This window comes from Pseudarthrobacter cellobiosi (assembly GCF_023913755.1).
GTDB classification, from domain to species: Bacteria; Actinomycetota; Actinomycetes; order Actinomycetales; family Micrococcaceae; genus Arthrobacter; species Arthrobacter cellobiosi.
Map to the genome: position 1 here is coordinate 147,690 of NZ_JAMXBJ010000048.1, position 20,855 is coordinate 168,544.

Annotated in this window: 13 protein-coding genes; 5 read left to right on the top strand and 8 right to left on the bottom strand. The window is 66.4% G+C overall.

What is annotated here, in order from left to right; translation table 11 throughout:
- Positions 1-4: 4 nt before the first annotated feature.
- Positions 5-2,689: a bifunctional acetate--CoA ligase family protein/GNAT family N-acetyltransferase gene (locus tag NG696_RS15305; protein ID WP_252576073.1), complete on the bottom strand. Its 2,685-nt coding sequence runs from the start codon at positions 2,687-2,689 to the stop codon at positions 5-7.
- 111 nt (positions 2,690-2,800) lie between these two features.
- On the opposite strand from NG696_RS15305, the gene NG696_RS15310 reads away from it, so the two are divergent.
- Both NG696_RS15310 and NG696_RS15315 read left to right on the top strand, forming a co-directional pair.
- Positions 2,801-5,311 carry a DNA gyrase/topoisomerase IV subunit A gene (locus tag NG696_RS15310; protein ID WP_252576074.1) on the top strand — a complete coding sequence of 837 codons (2,511 nt, stop codon included), beginning with the start codon at positions 2,801-2,803 and terminating at the stop codon, positions 5,309-5,311.
- A 9-nt stretch (positions 5,312-5,320) separates the two neighbouring features.
- Positions 5,321-5,839, top strand: a complete 519-nt coding sequence (locus NG696_RS15315) for a DinB family protein (protein ID WP_252569206.1) — start codon at positions 5,321-5,323, stop codon at positions 5,837-5,839.
- 6 nt (positions 5,840-5,845) lie between these two features.
- Here the strand turns inward: NG696_RS15315 and cydD are convergent, their stop codons facing one another.
- Genes cydD through NG696_RS15330 form a run of 3 tightly spaced genes read right to left on the bottom strand, consistent with a single transcriptional unit; the run spans position 5,846 to position 12,059 of the window.
- Positions 5,846-9,388, bottom strand: a complete 3,543-nt coding sequence (cydD, locus tag NG696_RS15320) for a thiol reductant ABC exporter subunit CydD (protein WP_252576075.1) — start codon at positions 9,386-9,388, stop codon at positions 5,846-5,848.
- Positions 9,389-9,394: 6 nt separating this feature from the next.
- A complete protein-coding gene (gene cydB, locus NG696_RS15325; protein WP_252569211.1) occupies positions 9,395-10,444 on the bottom strand; it encodes a cytochrome d ubiquinol oxidase subunit II in 1,050 nt (349 codons plus the stop codon).
- 22 nt (positions 10,445-10,466) lie between these two features.
- Positions 10,467-12,059, bottom strand: a complete 1,593-nt coding sequence (locus tag NG696_RS15330; protein WP_252576076.1) for a cytochrome ubiquinol oxidase subunit I — start codon at positions 12,057-12,059, stop codon at positions 10,467-10,469.
- A gap of 262 nt (positions 12,060-12,321) precedes the next feature.
- Between NG696_RS15330 and NG696_RS15335 the strand changes: the two genes are divergently transcribed.
- Entirely contained in the window at positions 12,322-12,708 is a 387-nt protein-coding gene (locus NG696_RS15335; RefSeq protein ID WP_252569215.1) for a BlaI/MecI/CopY family transcriptional regulator, read from the top strand.
- 6 nt (positions 12,709-12,714) lie between these two features.
- Complete coding sequence (locus NG696_RS15340) at positions 12,715-13,740, top strand: M56 family metallopeptidase (RefSeq protein WP_252576077.1); 1,026 nt, start codon at positions 12,715-12,717, stop codon at positions 13,738-13,740.
- Positions 13,741-13,818: 78 nt separating this feature from the next.
- Here the strand turns inward: NG696_RS15340 and NG696_RS15345 are convergent, their stop codons facing one another.
- Positions 13,819-15,927: a DNA gyrase/topoisomerase IV subunit B gene (locus NG696_RS15345; RefSeq protein WP_252576078.1), complete on the bottom strand. Its 2,109-nt coding sequence runs from the start codon at positions 15,925-15,927 to the stop codon at positions 13,819-13,821.
- Between the two features lie 255 nt (positions 15,928-16,182).
- Here NG696_RS15345 and NG696_RS15350 point away from each other — a divergent pair, with 255 nt between their 5' ends.
- Positions 16,183-16,404, top strand: coding sequence for a DUF7455 domain-containing protein (locus NG696_RS15350; RefSeq protein ID WP_160670061.1), 222 nt, complete (start codon positions 16,183-16,185; stop codon positions 16,402-16,404).
- A gap of 172 nt (positions 16,405-16,576) precedes the next feature.
- On the opposite strand, the gene NG696_RS15355 is transcribed toward NG696_RS15350, so the two are convergent.
- The 3 genes from NG696_RS15355 to NG696_RS15365 form a co-directional block, all read right to left on the bottom strand.
- Positions 16,577-17,884 (bottom strand): RNA polymerase sigma factor, encoded by a 1,308-nt coding sequence (locus tag NG696_RS15355; RefSeq protein WP_252569222.1) that lies wholly within the window; start codon positions 17,882-17,884, stop codon positions 16,577-16,579.
- A 266-nt stretch (positions 17,885-18,150) separates the two neighbouring features.
- Positions 18,151-19,398, bottom strand: a complete 1,248-nt coding sequence (locus tag NG696_RS15360) for a DUF4192 domain-containing protein (protein WP_252576079.1) — start codon at positions 19,396-19,398, stop codon at positions 18,151-18,153.
- Between the two features lie 93 nt (positions 19,399-19,491).
- Positions 19,492-20,841 carry an MFS transporter gene (locus NG696_RS15365; RefSeq protein WP_252569227.1) on the bottom strand — a complete coding sequence of 450 codons (1,350 nt, stop codon included), beginning with the start codon at positions 20,839-20,841 and terminating at the stop codon, positions 19,492-19,494.
- Positions 20,842-20,855: the final 14 nt, after the last annotated feature.

The following is a 20,855-nucleotide window of genomic DNA, read 5'->3' on the forward strand; positions in this document are numbered from 1 at the left end:
GCGGTCAGCCCAGCATGGCCCGGCGGGCACTGTCGGTGCGCTGGGCTGGGTTGCCGATCCGGATATCCGCGGCCAGGATGGACACGCCCTGGGTTCCGCAGAGGACCGGGTTGAATTCCACCAGGGCTATTTCCGGATGGTTGTCCTTCATCCAGGCCAGCCGCCCGGCGACTTCCTCCAAAGCATCAAGATCCACTGCGGGAAGGCCCTGGTAGCCGAAGAGTTTGCGGGCTGCCCGGGGCCCACGGATGAAGTCCTTCACGTCGGCTGCGGACAGCGGAGGCACGCGGTGCGCCCAGTCATCCAGCAGGTTGACCGCGTCCCCGGCCAGCCCGAAGGAGACCACCGGCCCCAGCAGCGGATCCTCAATGGCCCGGAACGTGCATGCCTGCCCCACGGGGGCCATGGACTGCACCTCCAGTGCCGACGAACCGTAGGGTGCCAGCGAGCGCCGCATCTGCGCGATGTTGCGGCGGAGGGAATCCGGATCTTCGATGTCGAGGCGGACTCCGCCCAGGTCCAGGCGGTGGCGAAGTGCCGGGTCTGTGGTTTTCAGCGCGACGGGCCAGCCCAGCCTGCCGGCGGCAGCAACCGCCTCGTCTTCTGAGTCGAACCCGGCGGACGGCAGCACCGCAATACCGTAGTGCGCCAGCAACGCTGCCGCGGACGCCGGTTCCAGGCTCTTGAGCTGCTCCCCGTGGACACCTGGCAGAAGCTGATCCAACAGGATCCGTGCGCTTTCCGGATCGCAGCCATCGGGTTGGACAAAGTGGCCGGGGTCCCGCGCCACCCATTCCGCGTAGCGCACCACGGCGGCGAGCGCCGCCACAGCCGCTCCGGCGTTGGAGAAGCACGGCACTGTCTGTCCCTCACCTCCCACCATGCCCTCCACATAGATGGAGGGGTCAAGGATGCCGGTGAAGGCGGCGACTACCGGTTTCCCGGCGGCGGCCGAGCATTCGGCCAGGACCTCGGCAATATGGTCAACGGTCAGGCCGCGCGCCGGGAGCAGTGCGGCCACTACGGCGTGGACGGCATCGGACGCGAGGGTGTCCTCTAGGCTGCGGCGGAGGGCCGGCAGTGCCAGGGACATGCCGGCGTCGAGATCCAGGTCGGTGATGATGCCGTCCACGGTCAGGCCGTGGGCCTCGGCGCTGTCCGCCACCACTTTGCCCAGCGCCAAGGAGTTGCTGAAAATGGCCAGTCCAGGCCCCGCCGGGAGCGGCTGGCCGGACACTATCTGCGTGATGTCCATCAGCTGTTCGATGGTCTCGACCCGGATGACGCCGGCCTGGCGCATCATGGCGTCCAGCGCGCCGGCGGGCGCCTGGGTGGTCCGGACGGCGTGGCCAGGCGGCAGCCGCAGGCCCATGGTTTCCGATTTTGCCACCACCACGGGCTTGGTGCGGGCGAGCCGCCGGGCGATCCGGGAGAATTTGCGGGGGTTCCCGATCGACTCCAGGTAGAGGCCTACCGCGGCGGTGTCGGCGTCGTCCTCCCAGAACTGCATCATGTCGTTGCCGGAGACGTCCGCGCGGTAGCCCGCCGACAGGAACGTGGAAAGGCCCAGCCGGCGGCGGTGAGACGCCGCGTAGAGGGAAACACCGATCGCCGCCGACTGGCTGAACAGGCCCAGGCCCCCGCGCCGCGGTAGTGAGGGCGCCATGGAGGCGTTCAGTTTCACGTCGGGATGGGTGTTCACGATCCCCAGGGACGCGGGCCCGATCACCCTCATGCCGTTGGCCCGGGCCTTGCGGACCAGGTTGCGCTGGCGGGTGAGGCCGCGTTCGCCGTCGTCCGCGAAGCCCGCGGAGGCAATCACCAGCCCCTTGACCCCGGCCGCGGCGCACTGGTCAACCACGGTGGCCACTTCCTCGTAGGGGACGGCGATCACGGCCAGCCCCACCGGCTCCGGGATCTCGGAAATCCGGCTGAAGGACAGCATTCCGGCGAGCTCCAGTGCCTCCGGGTTGATGGCGTAGACCTGCCCGGAAAAACCGCCTTCAATGATGTGTTCGAGCAGCTGGTACCCCACGGTCCCCCACTTGCGGCTAGCGCCGATGACTGCAATGGACGAAGGCGCCAGCAGGTCCCGGACGCTCCTCGCCTCGGCGCGGTGCTCGCGTGACTCCATCACCGCCCGGGACTTTTCGGTGGGGTCGATGTTGAACTCCAGGCTCACCACTCCGTCGTCGAAATGGCGTTTGACGTCGTAGCCGGCGTCGGCGAACACCATCAGCATTTTGCGGTTTTCGGGCAGCACTTCGGCGCTGAAGCGGCGGATCCCGTTTTCGTGGGCGGCTGCGGCAAGGTGTTCGAGCAGGATTGAGCCGATTCCCCGGCCCTGGTGGGCGTCGGCGATGTTGAATGCGACTTCGGCTTCGAGGGGGTCATCCAGCCTGTCGTAGCGGCCGATCCCCAGGATTTCGCCGCCGAAGGTGATCACCAGGGCAACCCGGTCCTTGTAGTCCACTTCGGTGAAGCGCTTGAGCTCCTTGCTGGACAGCCGGGCCTTGAATGCGAAGAAGCGCATGTAGATTGAGTTCTGCGATTGCCCGGTGTGGAAAGCCTGGACCGCGTCCGCATCGCTGGGGTGGATAGGCCTCAGATGGGCTGTGCCGCCGTCACGGAGCACGACATCGGCTTCCCAATGTTCCGGATATTCGCCGTCCCCGGGCTGATCCACCATAGGCTTAGCCTAACCACAAACTGACGGTGCAGGCCGTGTGCCCGGAGTTATCCTCCACACCTGCGCCCAGACCACAGCACCACCCGTAACCCAGAAGGATCCACCAGCCCTATGGCCCGCCGCCAAAGCCCAGCCCCTGCCGGGGACGCACCCAAGGATTTCGTCGAGAACATCGTGGACATCGATGTTACGTCCGAGATGGAAGGCTCCTTCCTGGAGTATGCGTATTCGGTGATCTACTCCAGGGCCCTGCCTGATGCCCGGGACGGGCTCAAGCCGGTCCAGCGCCGGATCCTGTACATGATGAGTGAGATGGGCCTGCGTCCGGACCGCGGCCACGTCAAGAGCGCCCGGGTGGTGGGAGAGGTCATGGGCAAGCTCCACCCCCACGGCGATACCGCCATCTATGACGCCATGGTGCGGATGGCCCAGGACTTCTCGCTGCGCCTGCCGCTGATTGACGGCCACGGCAACTTCGGCTCCCTCGACGACGGTCCCGCGGCCCCCCGGTACACGGAGGCCCGGCTCGCGGCAGCAGCCCTGACGCTGACCGACCACCTCGACGAAGATGTGGTGGACTTTGTCCCCAACTACGACAACCAGCTGACCCAGCCGGACGTCCTCCCGGCCGCGTTCCCCAACCTGCTGGTCAACGGCGCCACCGGCATCGCCGTCGGAATGGCCACCAACATGGCCCCGCACAACCTGGTGGAGGTCATCTCCGCCGCGCGGCACCTGATCGCCCACCCGGACGCGACGCTCGATGACCTCATGCGCTTTGTGCCCGGACCGGACCTGCCAACGGGCGGCCGGATCGTTGGCCTGGACGGCATCCGGGACGCCTACGCCACCGGACGCGGTTCCTTCAAGACCCGGGCGAAGGTGGAGATCGAGCAGCTCTCGGCCCGGCGCACCGGCCTGGTGGTCACCGAACTGCCGTACATGGTGGGCCCGGAAAAGGTGATCGAGAAGATCAAGGATGCGGTCAACAGCAAGAAGCTGACCGGCATCAGTGACATCGTTGACCTGACGGACCGGCAGCATGGCCTGCGCCTGGTCATCGAACTGAAGAACGGGTTCAACCCGAACGCGGTGCTCCAGCAGCTCTACCGTTACTCGCCGATGGAGGATTCCTTCGGCATCAACAACGTGACCCTGGTGGACGGCCAGCCGCAGACCCTCGGCCTGGTGAAGCTGCTCTCCGTGTACGTGGAGCACCGGATCGATGTGGTGCGCCGGCGGACGTCGTTCCGGCTGGGTAAGAAGAAGGACCGCCTGCACCTGGTGGAGGGCCTGCTGATCGCCATCGTGGACATCGATGAGGTCATCCAGATCATCCGTTCCTCGGATGAGGTGGCGGCGGCCAGGGTCCGCTTGATGTCCATCTACGATCTTTCCGAAATCCAGGCCAACTACATCCTGGAACTGCGGCTGCGGCAGCTGACCAAGTACTCCCGGATCGAGCTTGAAAAGGAGCAGGAGGAGCTGCGCCGCGAGATCGCGGAGCTCGAAGCCATCCTCGGCTCCGAGGAGCGGCTGCGCGGGCTTGTGTCCTCCGAGCTCGGCGAAATCGCCGAAAAATACGGGACGCCGCGGCGGACCGTCCTGCTCGAATCCGAGGCCGTCTCCCCCACAGTGGCCGCGGCCCTGGCGGCCGCCCCCAACGGCAAGGGCAAGGCAGCGCCGCTCGCCCTGGAGATCTCGGACGATCCCTGCTGGGCCATCCTGACGGCGTCGGGCCAGATCGCGCGCACGTCCAACCAGGAGCCCCTCGCCGAGTCCGGGCCGCGGGCCAAGCACGACGTTTTCCGCTCAGTGGTCAAGACCTCGGCCCGCGGGGAAATAGCGGCGGTCACCTCACAGGGCCGGATGCTGCGGCTTCAGGTCATGGACATGCCGGTGCTCCCGCCGATGTCCGGCCTGCCCAACCTCGCCGGCGGTGTTCCGGCCAAGGACTTCATCACGCTACTGAAGAATGAAACGCTGGTGGCGTTCGCCCCGCTGGATGAAGTCCTGGCCATCGGCACCGCCCAGGGTGTGGTCAAGCGGGTCCAGCCCGATTACCCCCTGAACCGCGAGGACTGGGAAGTCATCGCGCTCAAGGACAAGGACGAGGTGGTGGGTGTGGCGCCGGCCGGGTCTGAGGAGACCGACCTGGTGTTCCTGACCCGTGAGGCTCAACTGCTCCGTTTCAGCGCTGCCAACGTCCGGGCCCAGGGCAGGACAGCCGGCGGCATGGTGGGTATCAAGCTCGGCGCCGGGGACCAGGTGCTGTTCTTCGGGGCGGTCACCGCCGCCGACGACGACGCCGTGGTGGTCACCATTGCCGGCACGAACGGCGCCCTGCCGGGCACCGCTCCGGGTGCGGCGAAAGTGACGGCCTTCGCCGAATACCCTGCCAAGGGCCGTGCGACAGCCGGCGTTCGCGCCCACAGGTTCCTCAAGGGCGAAGACACGCTGCTGCTGGCGTGGGCCGGGCACGGACCCGCGAAGGCCTCATCGCTCGCCGGTATTGCCAGGTCGCTGCCGCAGGAGCACGGCCGGCGGGACGGTTCGGGGATTCCGCTGTCCCAGGCAGTGGACGCGGTGGGTCCGGCCATGGCCTGGAGCGATCCGTCCTAGACTGCTGCCATGCCTATCATTCCTGATGAAAAGGACTGGACCTGGGTCCTCTCCCGGCCGTGCCCCGAGTGCTCCTTCGACGCTTCCACCGCCACACCGGCCACGGTGCCGGGCAGCGTGGAAAACATGCTCCCGCGCTGGCGGGCCGTCCTCCGCCGGCCTGACGTTGCAGAACGCCCGGATGACAGGACGTGGTCGGCGCTGGAATATGCCTGCCACGTCCGCGACGTCTTCACGCTGTTCGACCAGCGGCTGAACCTTATGCTCGACGCCGACGGCGCCCGATTTGAGAACTGGGACCAGGACCGCACGGCAGTCGAAAAGGATTACGCCAATGCCGATCCCGCCGTGGTCAGCGCCGAACTGACGGCAGAGGGCAAGCAGATTGCCGAGTCCTTTGCCGGCGTCCGGGAGTCAGAGTGGGGACGGCGGGGCCTGCGCAGCAACGGTTCCGGATTCACGGTCCTGACGCTGGCCCAGTACTTCCTGCACGACGTCGTCCATCACCTCCACGATGTGGACGGCTGAGGGGACTCAACCCACCAGCGAAGCAGCCGTGCCCGTCCGGGACACTGCCGAGAGCTCCAGCCGGGCGTCATCCGGCTGGATGTCGGCCGGATTGTGGGTGACCATGACCACTGTGCGGTCTTTCAGGCCGGCGCGGAGGTCTGCCAGCATTTCCCGTCCCGACTGTGCGTCCAGATGAGCCGTGGGCTCGTCGAGCAGGATAACCTCGGCCCCCGTCAGCAGGGTCCGCGCCACGGCCAGCCGTTGCCGCTCGCCGCCGCTGAGGAAGGAACCACCCGGCCCGATCCGGGTGTCCAGCCCGGCCGGCAGCCGCGACACCAGGGCGCTGAGGCCGACGGCGGCCAATGCCGCTTCCAGCTCGGCGTCAACGGCGGCAGGCGCACCCGCGGCAGGCCCACCCGCTGCACCCAGCGCTCTTGCTGCAGCCGCACCAACGTCGTCGCGGACGCTGCGTACCGGGGACCCGCCCGGCACCGCTTCCCGGGAGGGGACGCCAAGCATCAGGTTGCCCCGCAGCGTGGAATCGAACAGGTGTGCCTCCTGCGGGCACCAGGCCGTCGTCCCGGTCACCGCCGCGCGGCCTGTGGCGGCCGGCAGGAATCCCAGCAGTACGGCGAGCAGCGTGGACTTCCCCGCACCGGACGGTCCCGTGACCGCCAGCCAGGTGCCCGGTCCGGCCGTTGCGGAGACCCCGGAGAACACAGGTTCCCCGCCGGGCCACGCCGCCCCGACGCTTTCCAGTTCAACGCCCGCGGCGGCGCCCGAACGGGCGGGGACAGCATGCAGGCCGTCGCCGGCCCCGGTTTCCGTGGCGCCGCCATCCAGCACCCCTGACTCAGCGACCCGGCGCATAACGCTGCGAAGGGCCGGGTACTGGCGCGCCGCCGTCGTCATCGCTGCGTACGGTTCCACGAGTGCAAGCTGCAGCAGGACAACAACCGCCGCGGTGGCGGGCTCCAGGGTTCCTGCCAGCACCTGGGGTGCGGTCAGCACGGCAGCAGCCAAAGCGGCGGTGCCGCAGGCGGCGACGGTGATGGCCTGGCCGAGGCCTTCGGCCCAGGCGGAACGCTGCGATGCCCGGGTGGCCAAACGGTCCTCGGAGCGCAGCGCGTCCAGGACGGTGCCCGCGATGCCGTTCGCGTGCAGCTCTGCCCGGGCATCCAGCGCAGCGGACGTGCGCCGCAGGACGCCTGCGCGCAGGCTCTGTTCCGCTGTGGCCGAGCGGCGGTCCCCCCACAGGGCGGCGGCCGGCGCCACGAACAGGCTGAGCGCTGCTGCCAAGGCAATGGCCGGCAACGCGGCAGGCGCCACGAGGGCGGTTGCCACCAGCGCTGAACCGGCCACGGCCAGCGCCGTGACGGGCGGCAGCACAACCCGCGGCAGCAGGTCCCGGACGGTGTCGACGTCGTCAATCACCGTACCCAGGACGTTGCCGCCCTGCAGGAGCCGCCGGAGTGAGAGTGCCTTGCGGCTCAGTGATTCCCAGAGCCGGCCGCGCAGGCGGGTGAGGGCGCCGAACACGGCATCGTGCAGCAGGAGCCGTTCCCAGTAGCGCAGGACGGCGCGCCCGATCCCAAAGAACCGCACTCCGACAATGGCAGTGAGCAGGTACAGGATGGGCGGCTGTTCGCTGGCCCTGATGATGAGCCAGCCTGAGAGGCCGGACAGGGCAACGGCGAAAAGGGCGGCAAAAGTCCCCACCACCGCGGCGCCGGTGAACCGGCCAGCGACCGGTGACAGCAGGCCGGCCAGGAGGCGGACAGTCCCGCTTGGGCGGGAATCCCCGGCCGCATGGTTCTGCGTTCTCGCCGGGCGACGCCCGGCAGTCTCCGGAGCCGTCTTATGCTCCACGGTGGACACGATTCCGGACGGCCCTGTCCCTGCTGACAGCACAGCTCGGTCGGAGGGCGCTGTGATGCCGTGGGCCGATACGGGCACCAGATGGTCAGCCAGCTCGCGGGTCTGCTGGTCGTGAGCCACCAGGATGACGGTGACCTGGCCCCGGAGCGCACGGATCGAGTCCTGCACCAGCGCCGCCGACACCCCGTCAAGGTGTGCGGTGGGCTCGTCGAGCAGCAGAACCGTGGCACCGGACCTGATGCGGGCCAGGCCGCGCGCCAACGCAACGCGCCGCAGCTCGCCGGGGCTCAGTTCGGCCGGGTGGTGGCCGGCGAGGTGCCCGGCAGCCGCCGCCAACAGGCAATCCTCAGCCACTTCGGTTGCTGCCGGAGTATCAGAGCTCCTTCCGCCACCGAGGTACAGCATGACCTCCTCGAGCACGGAGTCCGCCACCATGACCGGGTGCTGCGGGACCCAGGCGATCGCGTTGCGTGCCAGGCCGGAGAGGCGGCCGGACACTGTGGTTCCGCCGCCGTCCCCGATGGTCCCGGCCAGCACACCAAGGACGGTGCTTTTGCCGGCGCCGCTGGGGCCGTCCAGGGCGGTGATCAGCCCGTGCGGGGCAGTGAACGTTAAGGGCCCGACGGCGGGCGCGGGCCGTCCGGAGTACGTGACGGTGAGGTCGGTGACCGTCACTCCCCCGGACCCGGGCACGGAACGCCGGCTGCCGTCGTCGTACGCGGCAGCTTCGCGTCCCTGTACGGGCAGCGGACGCGGCTCGGGTACTTCAGTGACTTTCCTGGTCTCGGCCAGGGCCGCCCGGCCGTCATCGCTGGCGTGGTGGGCCGTGCCCAGCTCGCGGAGCGGCAGGTAGCAGTCCGGCGCGAGGATCAACGCCAGCAGGCCGGCTTCAAGCGGCATGTCGCCGTGCACCAGGCGGACGCCGATGAATACGGCAACCACTGCGACGGAAATCGTAGCGATGAGTTCCAGCGCCAGTGCAGACAGGAATGCGGTCCGCAGTGTCCCCATGGTCCTGGCGCGGTATTCCTCCGAGATCTCTTCGAGGGCCTTGCGTTGCGCAGTGGCACGGCCCAGTCCCACCAGGACGGGCAGGCCTTTGGCCAGCTCCAGCATGTGTGCGGACAGCCGGGTCAGGGTTTCCTGGGCCTCGCGGACATGGTCCTCCGTGTACCGGCCAATCAGCACCATAAACAGCGGAACGAGCGGAACTGTCAGGACAATCACCGCCCCACTGACCCAGTCGGTGAACAGGATGCGTGCCCCGAGCAGCAGCGGGATCGCGGCGCAGTTCACCAGCGCGGGGAGGAACTGCGTGTAGTAGCTGTCCAACGCATCCAGTCCGCGCGTGGCCAGGACAGCCAGCCCGCCGTCGGCCGGGCCGGTGCTGCGTGCACCGTTCCGCAGGGCCCGGGCCAGCAGTTCTGAGCGGAGTTCCTCCTTGATGCCCAGCGCGGCGCGGCGCGCGGCGATGCCCTGGGCCCACACGGTGGCGGACCTGAGGACAATGCCCGCCAGGCCCCAGGGCAGCTGCTCGGCCCAGGACCCGTTTCCGGTGGCCAGCCCGGCCAGCATGGCAGCCACGGCCTGCCCCATCAGGACCAGTGACACTGCCTTCAGCGCTGCCAGCAGGCCAAGCCAGTAGATGGCGGAGCGGGTGGCCGGTCCGGCCGGAAAATCTGGGCGCACGGCCGGTCAGCCCTTCGTGGTGAATGCCCGGACGGCAATGGCTGGCAGGAAGCTGTGGGCCGCGGGGATCTGGGACGCGCTGACCCGGCGCCGGAACACCCAGTAGGTCCACGCCTGGTAGGTGATCACGAGGGGCAGGCCAACGGCTGCCACCACGCTCATGAGCCCGAGCGTGTAATCGGATGACGACGCGTTGTCGATGGTGAGGTCAAACGCAGGGTCCAGGGTGGAGGGCAGCACCACCGGGAACGCGGCACCGAAGATTGACGCGCTGCCGAGGAGGAGGAAGACCCCCATCGCCATAAACGCCCTGCCTTCGGATCCCCGCCGCGCCAGGAACCACGCGGCTGCTGCGGCATTGACGGCCACGATCACGGCGGCCCAAGTCCACGGCTTGCCGTCCAGGAACTGGATGATGAGTGCCCAGCCCGCCAGAGGGAGCAACAGGACCGGAAGCAGCCGGACGAACCAGCGGCGCGCGCGGTGGCGCACATCGCCGTCGGTCTTCAATGCGAGGAACGCAAGCGCGTGCAGCAAGGAGAACCCCACCACGGCCAGCCCGCCCAGCACGGCGTAACCGCTGAACCAGGCGAACGGACCGCCTACGCGGTCACCGTTCGCGTTCAGCGGGAGGCCGGTAGTGGTCAGGGCCAGGGCGGCGCCGACGCCGAAGGCGGCAAAGAAGGAGCCGAGGGCTATGGCCCAGTCCCAGCGCGCCCGCCACTTGTCGGTGTCACCCTTGCCACGGTATTCGAACGCCACGGCACGGAAGATGAGGGCAACCAGCACCACCAGGAGCGGGAGGTAGAGGGCGGAAAACAGCGAGGCGTACCACAGCGGGAATGCCGCAAACGTTGCGGCCCCGGCCGTGATCAGCCAGACCTCGTTGCCGTCCCAGACCGGGCCGACGGTGTTCAGCAGCACCCGGCGCTCGGTGTTGTTCCGCGCGAACAGCTTCATCAGCATTCCCACGCCGAGGTCAAAGCCTTCAAGGAAGAGGTAGCCGGTCCAAAGCACCGCGATGACGATGAACCAGATGGTGGGCAGCAGTTCCATGCTCGAGTATCCTCTGCTCTTCTTAGTAGGCGAATGCCAGGACGTCGTCGGCGGGCTTGCCAGTGCCGTGGCCCTTGTTGGCGTCCCCGTTTTCGTCGGCCGGGGTGTGGGCAAGTTCCGGCATCGCGGATACAACACCGCCCCGGATGAACTTGACCAGGAGCTTGACCTCAACCACCAGCAGTGCGGCGTAGACGGCGGTCAGGACGATCAATGACGTCAGCAGCTCACCGGCCGAGACTCCGGGCGAGACTGCGGCCGCGGTGAACATAAACACCTGGTCGATGCCGTTCAGGTCCGGGTTGGGGGCCACCACAAACGGCTGCCGGCCCATCTCGGTGAAGATCCAGCCGGCCGCGTTGGCGCCGAACGGGGCAAGGATGCCGAACACCGCCAGGCACATCAGCCAACGGGACGCGGGCACGGTGCCCTTCCGCGTCACCCACAGCGCGATGAGCGCCGCCAGCGCCGCAAGGCCACCGAAGCCGATCATCATCCGGAAGCCCCAGTAGGTGACTTCCATAACCGGGACGTACTCGATTTCCTGGCCAGCCCGCTCGCCGTAGATCGGGTTGTCCGGCAGGTGGGTTCCGTAGTCGGCCTTGTACTGGTCCAGGAGTCCGTTGACGCCCCTGACCTCCGTGGTGAAGTCGCCATTGGCCAGGAAGGAGAGGATGCCCGGAACCTCGATCAGGGCTACAATCTCATCGCAGTTCTTGGAGCCAAGGTTCCCGACGCTGAGCACGGAAAAGCCGGTGCCGTCATGGCAGGCACCCTCCGCCGCGGCCATCTTCATGGGTTGCTGCTCAAACATGAGTTTGCCCTGCAGGTCGCCAGTCAGGGCGGTGCCGGCGAACGAGATCATGGCGACGACGGCGCCGATCCGCAACGAGCGGATCCACACTTTGTAATCGGTCCGGTCCCGGCCGGGGATGGCGGCTTCGCCGGGAATCACCTTCCCGTCGGCACCGATGGTATCGATGCCGTCCGTGCGCCTGCGCCAGAGATGGTACCACGCGATGCCCAGGAGGAAACCGCCGGCAACGGCCAGCGCTCCCATCAGGGTGTGCGGAAAGGCCACCAGGGCGGTGTTGTTGGTGAACACGGCCCAGGCGTCCGTCATGACCGGCCGGCCGTCAATAATCTCCGCGCCCACCGGATGCTGCATCCAGCTGTTGGCCACGATTATGAAGTACGCGGAGAACACCGATCCCACTACGGCCACCCAGAGGCAGGCCAGGTGGATGGCCGGCTTCAGCTGCTTCCAGCCGAAGATCCACAAGCCCAGGAATGTGGACTCAACAAAGAAGGCCAGCAGCGACTCCAAGGCCAGCGGCGCTCCGAACACGTCTCCAACGAAGCGGCTGTACTCGCTCCAGGCCATGCCGAACTGGAACTCCTGCACAATGCCGGTGGCCACGCCCATGATGAAGTTGATCAGGAAGAGCTTGCCCCAGAACTTGGTCATCCGGAGGTATTCCACCTTGCCGGTGCGGTGCCAGAGCGTCTGCATCACGGCCACCACCAGGCCCAGTCCGATGGTGAGGGGCACCATCATGAAGTGGTAGACGGTGGTGATGCCGAATTGCCAGCGTGCGATTTCCAGAGCTTCCACAGCAGTCCCTCGGGTTGGCGGTGCAACTTTTCTACGATACGTAGAACTTTGACTTCTACAGAGTGTAGAACAATGCGGCGGGCACTGTAAACCAACAGTTCCACCTGGAAGTGGCTCCCACAAGGCCGCGGCGCGCCCAGTGTTCTACCGTACGTAGAAACTCAGGCGAAAAACAGGTAAATTTGTTTTGTATCTGTAGCGCAAAGTGCAGTCACCGCAGCCGTCCACGGCCCGGTGCGGGGAAATCGAAGGAAGTATTGCAATGGCAAGTCTTGGCGAACTGGAACGGGCAGTGATGGATCTGCTTTGGGCGGGCCACGAAGCAGCCACCGCGAATACCCTGCGCGACAGACTGGCAACAACCACCGAGGCAAAAGGGGATGCTGCCGGGCATGAGGGCAAGGAGCTCGCCGTCACCACGGTCCTGACCGTCCTCTCACGGCTTGAGAAGAAGGGCCTTGTGGAGCGGGAACGCGGTACGCGGCCGCACCGCTACCAGGCCGTTTCCAGCAGGGAAGACCACACGGCGGAGCTGATGCACGAAGTGCTGGGCTCAGCGCCTGACCGGGAAGCCGTGCTGGCACGGTTCATCGGCTCCGTGACGAACAGTGAAGCGGAAACACTGCGCAAACTGCTTGGCCACATCTAGCGGACCATGTTCTGGACCTCGTACCTGCTGGCGGTCCTCGCGGTAGTCCTGGCGTGGCCAGTGCCTATCCTGCTTTCCCGTGCCTCGTGGCCTGCCCGGTCACCGTTCACGGCCATGCTGCTGTGGCAGGCAATAGCACTTGCGGGCGGGCTGTCCATGATCGGCGCCATGCTGGTCTACGGGCTTGAACCGATCGGTGACAACCTCATCTCCGGGCTTCGCGGGCTGGCGGATATGGTCCTCTTCAACGCGCCCACCACGGCCTTGGGCTTCTGGCATCTGTTCGCCCTGTCCGCCGCGGCGCTGCTCACCGCCCACCTGGTCTTCACCCTCTTGCTGACCTACTACAAGATCGAACGGCAGCGGCGTAGGCACCGGGAACTCCTGGCCCTGTTGGCCGCCCCGTCCGTCGACGCGGCCCGCACGGTGGTCATCAGCCACGATTCACCCGTCGCCTATTGCCTGCCCGGCGGGGCCCGCTCCGTCACGGTGCTCTCGGACGGCCTGATGGCCGCGCTGGAGCCGGCTGAGTTGCGGGCCGTCCTGAGCCACGAGAATGCCCACCTCAACCAGCGCCACCATCTCCTGCTCTGGGCGTTTGCCGCGTGGCGCCAGGCGCTCCCCTGGCTGCCCACCACCCGCCTCGCTCAGGAGGCGGTGAACTCGCTCATCGAAATGCTGGCGGACGACGTCGCGCTGAAGACGGAAAGCAAGGCCACGCTCATCAAGGCGATCGCCATTGTTGCCAGCGGACCTACCGGAGGTATGACGGCAGGGATTGGGGCGGGGATGGCGGGAAGCATCGCGGCCGCCGCCATACCGTCCGCGCACCCCGGCCTTGCCCTAGACGGGCTTGAGTCGCCCACAGGCGCCGTCTCAGGTTCTGCCCGGACCACTATCTCCCGGGTCAGCCGGCTGCTGTCCCCTGAGCCGCAGCTGCCTGCCGCCGCCCGCGGGATGGTGCTTGCCGGCTCCGCCCTGCTCCTGGCCGTGCCCACCGCCCTGCTGATCGTGCCGGGCCTTCTGGACTGAACCGACGCCGTGGACTAAACCCGGCATGGGCTGTGCCGACGCCGGCCTAGCCATCACAGGGCTGTGCCGCTCCGGACATCAGGCGTCGATCCGCTCCCGGTCCAGGCTGGAGGCGCCGGCGATGATGAAGTCTTTGCGGGGGGCAACATCGGACCCCATCAGCAGGTCGAACGTGTCTTCCGCATGCTTGGCGTTCTCGATCCCCACCTTGCGCAGCGTCCGGTGCCGCGGGTCCATGGTGGTCTCGGCAAGCTGTCCGGCGTCCATCTCGCCCAGGCCCTTGTACCGCTGGATCGGTTCCTTGTAGCGCTTGCCTTCCTTGGCCAGCCGGGCCAGGAGCACGTGGAGTTCCGCCTCCGAGTAGGTGTAGATCATGTCGTTGGCTTTCTGCCCGGCGTTGATGACCTCCACCCGGTGCAGCGGCGGCACGGCAGCATAAACCCTTCCGGCGTCGATCATGGGGCGCATGTACCGGAAGAAGAGTGTCAGCAGCAGCGTCCGGATGTGGGCGCCGTCGACGTCGGCGTCGGTCATCAGAATGACTTTGCCATAGCGGGCCGCGTTGATATCGAAGCTGCGTCCGGATCCCGCACCCACCACCTGGATCAGCGCAGCGCACTCCGTGTTGGACAGCATGTCCCCCACGGACGCCTTCTGCACGTTCAGGATCTTGCCCCGGATGGGCAGCAGCGCCTGGAAGTCCGAGGACCGCGCCAGCTTGGCGGTTCCCAGTGCGGAGTCGCCTTCCACGATGAAGAGTTCGGAACGGTCGACGTCGTCCGTCCGGCAGTCGGCAAGCTTGGTGGGCATGGACGAGGTTTCCAGGGCATTCTTGCGCCGCTGGGTTTCCTTGTGCACCCGCGCGGAAATCCTGGACTTCATCTCGCTGACGATTTTTTCCAGGAGCAGCGCGGAGTGGGCTTTGTCGTTCCGGTTGGCTGAATTCAGCTTTGCGGTGATCTCCTGCTCCACCACCTTCGAGACGATGGCGCGGACGGCGGAGGTGCCCAGGATTTCCTTCGTCTGGCCCTCGAACTGCGGTTCGGCCAACCGGACCGTCAGGACAGCCGTCAGGCCGGCGAAGATGTCATCCTTCTCGATCTTGTCGTTGCCGGCTTTCAGCTTGCGGGCGTTGGCCTCCACTGCTTTCCGGAACGTCTTGACCAGCGCCTGTTCGAAGCCCGACTGGTGGGTTCCGCCTTTGGGCGTGGCAATGATGTTGACGAAGCTGCGGACGGTGCTGTCATAGCCGATGCCCCACCGGAGAGCCACGTCCACTTCACAGTCACGTTCAACCTCGGCGAGCTGGCTGTGGCCCCGTTCGTCGAGTACCGGCACGGTTTCCTTGAATTTGCCTGAACCGTGCAGCCGCCAGACGTCGGTCACGGCGGGATCGGCGGCGAGGAACTCGACGAACTCGGACAGGCCGCCGTCGTGGTGGAACACCTCTTCGTGGCCTGCTGCCTCACCGGGAGTTCCGGGCAGCCTGCGCTCATCGCGGACGGTGAGCTTGAGTCCCGGTACCAGGAAGGACGTCTGTCGCGCCCGTGCGGCCAGTTCGTCGTAGGAGAACTTGGCGTCCGGCGTGAAAATCTGGCGGTCCGCCCAATAGCGGATCCGGGTCCCGGTCACACCACGCTTCGCCTTGCCCACCACATCCAGCACCGAGCCGTCCACAAACGGCGCAAACACTGCCGACGGGTCCAGCTTGGATCCCTGGTCCTTGAAGCGCCCAGGCTCGCCGCGGCGGAACGACATTTTGTAGGTCTTGCTGCCGCGGTCCACTTCAACGTCCAGGCGCGCGGACAGGGCGTTCACCACGGAGGCGCCCACGCCGTGCAGGCCGCCGGAGGCCGTATAGGACCCGCCGCCGAACTTGCCGCCCGCATGGAGCTTGGTGAAGACCACCTCGACGCCGGTGAGCCCCGTCTTGGGTTCCACGTCCACGGGGATGCCGCGGCCGTCGTCGTGAATTTCCACCGAGTTGTCCGCGTGCAGGATGATCTTGATGTCGTGCCCAAATCCGGCAAGCGCTTCGTCCACCGAGTTGTCGATAATCTCCCACAGGCAGTGCATCAGCCCGCGCGAATCGGTGGAACCGATGTACATGCCGGGGCGCTTGCGGACGGCCTCGAGGCCCTCCAGGACAGAAAGGTGCCGGGCGGTGTAATCAGAACTTGGTGCCACGGGTTGTGAACTCCTTCAGTGACGGAACAGCTGGCGCTGCGGGCGCTCCATCAAGTTTAGTCGGCGCGGCAGCTGACGGAGGGCTGCCACACTTCCCACGGCTGTGGGCAACGCCACTCGTTATCCTTCCGTGACCGAAACCGGAGGCTTGATCGATTCTTGTGGCTACGCGGACAGCGAACTTGACCCGTCCTTGCGATGCGACTGGTACGAATACTGGTTATATAGACATACAGATCTACTTAGGAGGCCGACATGACAACAGCAGTGGCAGACCGCACACTCAACGCACTGGACCGGTGCGATCGCTGCGGAGCTCAGGCATATGTCCGCGTTGTACTCGAGTCCTCCGGCGGTGAGCTGCTGTTCTGCGGCCACCATGCCCGTGCCATCGAGGCTACGCTGAGGCCGTTGAGCTCCGACTGGCACGACGAGACGGGCAGGCTTCACGAGAAGGCTCCCGTGGCCGTCGACTGACCAGGCGCACCACGGCCTGATACACCTCGAAGAGGACCCCTCCAGCCGGAGGGGTCCTCTTCTTTGTCATGAATTTGTTCATGCAGCCCAGACAGGAAAACGCGGGCCCCCTTCACATCCATCGATCCGAAGATGTTGGGCGGAAGGGGACCCGCGCTGCCTCAGTCCTGATCTAGTCCAGGTAGTCCCGCAGCACCTGCGACCGTGACGGGTGGCGGAGCTTGGACATGGTCTTGGATTCGATCTGGCGGATGCGCTCACGCGTAACACCGTAGACCTTGCCAATTTCGTCTAAAGTCTTCGGCTGGCCGTCGGTCAGGCCGAAACGCATGGCCACCACGCCGGCTTCGCGCTCGGACAGGGTGTCGAGGACGGAGTGCAGCTGTTCCTGCAGGAGCGTGAAGCTCACGGCATCGGCGGGAACCACGGCCTCGGAATCCTCGATGAGGTCACCGAACTCGGAGTCACCGTCTTCACCCAGCGGGGTATGCAGGGAGATCGGTTCGCGGCCGTACTTCTGGACCTCCACGACCTTCTCCGGAGTCATGTCCAGTTCGAGGGCCAGCTCTTCGGGTGTGGGTTCGCGGCCCAGGTCCTGTAGCATCTGGCGCTGCACGCGGGCCAGCTTGTTGATGACTTCAACCATGTGCACCGGGATGCGGATGGTGCGGGCCTGGTCCGCCATGGCGCGGGTAATGGCCTGGCGGATCCACCACGTGGCGTACGTGGAGAACTTGAAGCCCTTGGTGTAGTCGAACTTCTCGACAGCGCGGATCAGGCCCAGGTTGCCTTCCTGGATAAGGTCCAGGAACAGCATGCCGCGGCCGGTGTAGCGCTTGGCCAGCGAGACCACCAGGCGGAGGTTGGCTTCGAGCAGGTGGTTCTTGGCGCGCTTGCCGTCGTGGATGACGAACTCAAGTTCACGTTTGAACTTGGGGTCCATCGAGCCGTCGTCGGCATTGATTTTCTCTTCGGCGAAGAGTCCGGCTTCGATCCGGAGCGCGAGGTCAACTTCCTGCTCGGCATTGAGCAGCGCAACCTTACCGATCTGCTTGAGGTAGTCCTTGACAGGGTCAGCCGTGGCGCCGGCCGACATCACCTGCTGGACAGGGGCATCGTCATCATCGGCATCCGAGTAGACAAAACCCTTGCCCGTGGCTGCTGATGCGGCCTTAGCGGCGTTGATCTCGCTGTCATCCGCGATGTTGATGTCGTCGAGGTCTTCCTCTACGTCCTCATCATCGTCCGATGCGCCGCGGGCTGATTTTCCGGCTGCTTCGGCAGCGGCTTTGGCGCCGGGCTTGGGCCCGCGCTTCTTGGGCTCAGGCTTGCCGTCCAAACCGGTGTCACCGGCGGCATCCTTGATGGCTTTGTTGGCTGCCCGCGTCGCTGCTCGCTTGGCGTTCGTTGCAGCCTGCTTCGCCTCAGGGGACAAATCGTCCTGGGCGGCGGGTTCCTTCTTCGCGGAAGACGGGGTCACAGAAAACCTTTCTAGCGGCGGTCTGTGGAATCACCATACGGGCAACACCACTATGACCCTGTCAAGTCCGTGATGAATATCAGGTGCAACCACGGCCGGCAGATTCTATAAGTAGAACTGCCGGGGCGGCTGTAATGTTCCCGACTGGGCTTCACCACATGCACTTGATTCACGGACCCAACCGGGTCTCGGCAACCATTGTCTCACGGTTTTCCCAAACCCGACCTCAAGGCTGCCCCCATCCAAACCGGTCATGCGGAATCCGGTCAGGCGGAATCCGGTTCGAATTTCCGCCAGGCGGCCTCCTTCCGTGCAGCCCAGCCGCAAAGGGTGCCGCGCCGCACCAGCTCAAGCATGAGTTCGGCGAGCCGGTAGCCTGGCTCCTCGTCAAGGGCGCAGCCGAGGTACGCAGCAGCGTAGGAGCCCCTCCCCCTGCACCACGCGATCCACCCACGCCCGGTCAGCGCGGCTGCACCGGCCTGCCCGCCGCACGCCGACAGCTGTTCCAGCACTTCGTCCAGGCTGTTAAGGGTGTGCCATGCAGGAACCACCGGGTCCAGTCCCAACAGGACTTCGCCATATCCTGGAATGCCCGGCATGCCTTTGGTATCCGGTCCGGCAGGCTCCCGTCCTGGCAGTCCGGCTCCCGACGCTGGAAGTCCGGATGGTAAGGGCCCCGGGAGTGCGGGCCCCGCCGGATCCAGGATGCAGCCCGCGTCGAAGATGCCGAACATCTCGGCCCCCGCCAAGGCAGCCGCCTGACCGGCGGCGGCCATCACCAGGACGGCGTCACGCCAGGCGGGGACCCGGAGCGACGCGCGAAGGAAGGCAACGTCATTGACGGGCAGAGGCTGACCAGGCACGTTGGCCAGCAAGGCCTCCCACTGGACCATCAGCTGGCCGAACTGTTCCCTGCTCCCCCGTCGCCGGTCCAACTGCGCCGCCCACGTGGCCTCAGAGGCAAGGACGGCGGCCCTGTCCTCGCCGGAAAGCGAGGGCGGAGTGTGCGCGCCGTCCTCCGGCGCGGGCCCGACGCTGCTGCCGCGGAAGACCATCTCGGCATTAATCATGCTGTCCCGGATCGCCTGAACAGACCGGCCCGGTGAGGGGCAGCAGGACGGATCGGTGCAAAAAGCATCACGCCAGAAGGAGTTACCGACATACCAGGCGTCCCGCACCGGCATCCCCGCGGCCCCTAGGACCGTCTGGAGTGCATCCAATAGCCCGCGGTAGGTTCCAGGTGGTTCCATCCAGCCGTCGTTGGTGAAGCATGCCAGCAAGGCGGCGTCGGCATTCTCGTCAGCCAGAAGATAATCGCGCACCGTGCGCGCGTACTCCCGCGGGTCCGCGAGGGTTTCCGGGCCTGGAAGATCCAGCCTCAGGGTTGCTCCCAGCCGGTTCCCCTGCAGGGTCATCGCAACCAGGCTGTCGGCAGGCCAGTAGCCCAGGGAATGCGGAATGAACCCGAGGATGTCTTCAGGGCCTCGGACGGTCAGGTGTTCTGAAGGTTTCATGATTCCAGCTTTGGCGAACCACCGGCGGGGCTGAAGTGGCAACTTCCGCTATGTCAACAACCGCCCCAGGAGGGCCGATGTGGAGGACAAGTGTCAGTCTTTGCCCGCGCGGTCGCGCTGACGCCGCTGTGCCAGGCTCACCCGCCGCTGCTGCGCCATGGCCCGAAGCAGCGGCGCCACCACAACACCCTGCGCGGCCATCTGTCGCCGTACTTTGCGCCGGCAAACAAGCGTCATGGCGGCGCCAAAGCCCAGCAGCAGGAACTGTACGCTGAGTGCGATCCGGAACGGTTCGAGCCCGTACAGGACGCCCTCGGAATAGCCGCTGGCAAGCAGGACGTCCAGCACCAGGCCAATCAGGAAGATGGCCACAAGGGCCGCGATGAAGCCGCCCACATTCACGATGCCCGTTGCGGTACCGATCCTGTGCGCCGGATTGAACGTCCGCGCGAAATCAAACCCGATCATCGATCCCGGCCCCCCGATGGCCAGGACTACCACCAGGCACGCCAGCAGCCACAGCGGGGAGCGGCCAGGCGTCAGCAGCACCGCGGCCCAGGCAGCGGCCGTGGCGCCGGCGATGAGCAGCACCATCGTTGACCGCCGAAGCGGGTGACGGGAAACAAACTGTCCAATGAAAGGGCCCACGGCCATCGCCGCCGCAACGTACAAGGTCATCAGGCCGGCCACGGTTGCGGCATCCATGCCCTGCCCCGAGATCAGGAACGGATATCCCCAGGTCATGGCGAAGACGGTGCCGCTGAACTGGATGGTGAAGTGGCTCCACATCCCCAGCCGGGTACCCGGCTGGCGCCAGGCCCGCGCGAGCGAGGCGCCCGTGGCTTTCAACCCCTGCTGCGCCTGCGGCGCGGGTGCACCGGGCGGGTGGTCCTTCAACAGCACCAGCACCAGGACAACCGCCACGCCCGCCATGCCCGCGAGCATCAGGAAACCGGGGGTCCAGCCGAAGGAATGCAGGACGAACGCGAAGGGAAGCACACTGAAAAGCTGCCCGAGCTGGCCCGACATGCCCGTCAGCTGGGTGACCAGGGGAACCCGGGCCGGCGCGAACCACAAGGGAATCAGGCGGATCACGGAAATAAAGGTCATGGCGTCCCCGGCGCCCACCAGAATCCGCCCCGCCACACCGCCGGGGATGGTGTCGGCGAAGGCCAACTGGAGCTGGCCAAGACCCATCAGGACGGCTCCGCCGGCGATCATGGCGCGCGAGCCGAACCTGTCCACCAGGAGGCCTACGGGGATCTGCAGGCCTGCGTAGACCAGCAGCTGCAGCACCGTGAAAAATGAGATGGCGGACGCGCCGGCATGGAACCGCTCGGTGGCCTCAAGTCCCACCACACCGAATGACGTACGCTGCGAGACGGCCACAAGGTAGGCGAAGATGCCGATGGTCCAGATCAGCCAGGCTCGGGGTGCAGTCACCCCCTCATTATGCC

Excerpts from the sequence above, each read along its gene's own strand:
- cydB (WP_252569211.1), bottom strand. The coding sequence starts at position 10,444 with ATGGAACTGCTGCCCACCATCTGGTTCATCGTCATCGCGGTGCTTTGG.
- NG696_RS15350 (WP_160670061.1), top strand. The coding sequence starts at position 16,183 with ATGACAACAGCAGTGGCAGACCGCACACTCAACGCACTGGACCGGTGC.
- NG696_RS15305 (WP_252576073.1), bottom strand. The coding sequence starts at position 2,689 with ATGGTGGATCAGCCCGGGGACGGCGAATATCCGGAACATTGGGAAGCC.
- NG696_RS15315 (WP_252569206.1), top strand. The coding sequence starts at position 5,321 with ATGCCTATCATTCCTGATGAAAAGGACTGGACCTGGGTCCTCTCCCGG.
- NG696_RS15310 (WP_252576074.1), top strand. The coding sequence starts at position 2,801 with ATGGCCCGCCGCCAAAGCCCAGCCCCTGCCGGGGACGCACCCAAGGAT.
- NG696_RS15360 (WP_252576079.1), bottom strand. The coding sequence starts at position 19,398 with ATGAAACCTTCAGAACACCTGACCGTCCGAGGCCCTGAAGACATCCTC.
- NG696_RS15340 (WP_252576077.1), top strand. The coding sequence starts at position 12,715 with ATGTTCTGGACCTCGTACCTGCTGGCGGTCCTCGCGGTAGTCCTGGCG.
- NG696_RS15335 (WP_252569215.1), top strand. The coding sequence starts at position 12,322 with ATGGCAAGTCTTGGCGAACTGGAACGGGCAGTGATGGATCTGCTTTGG.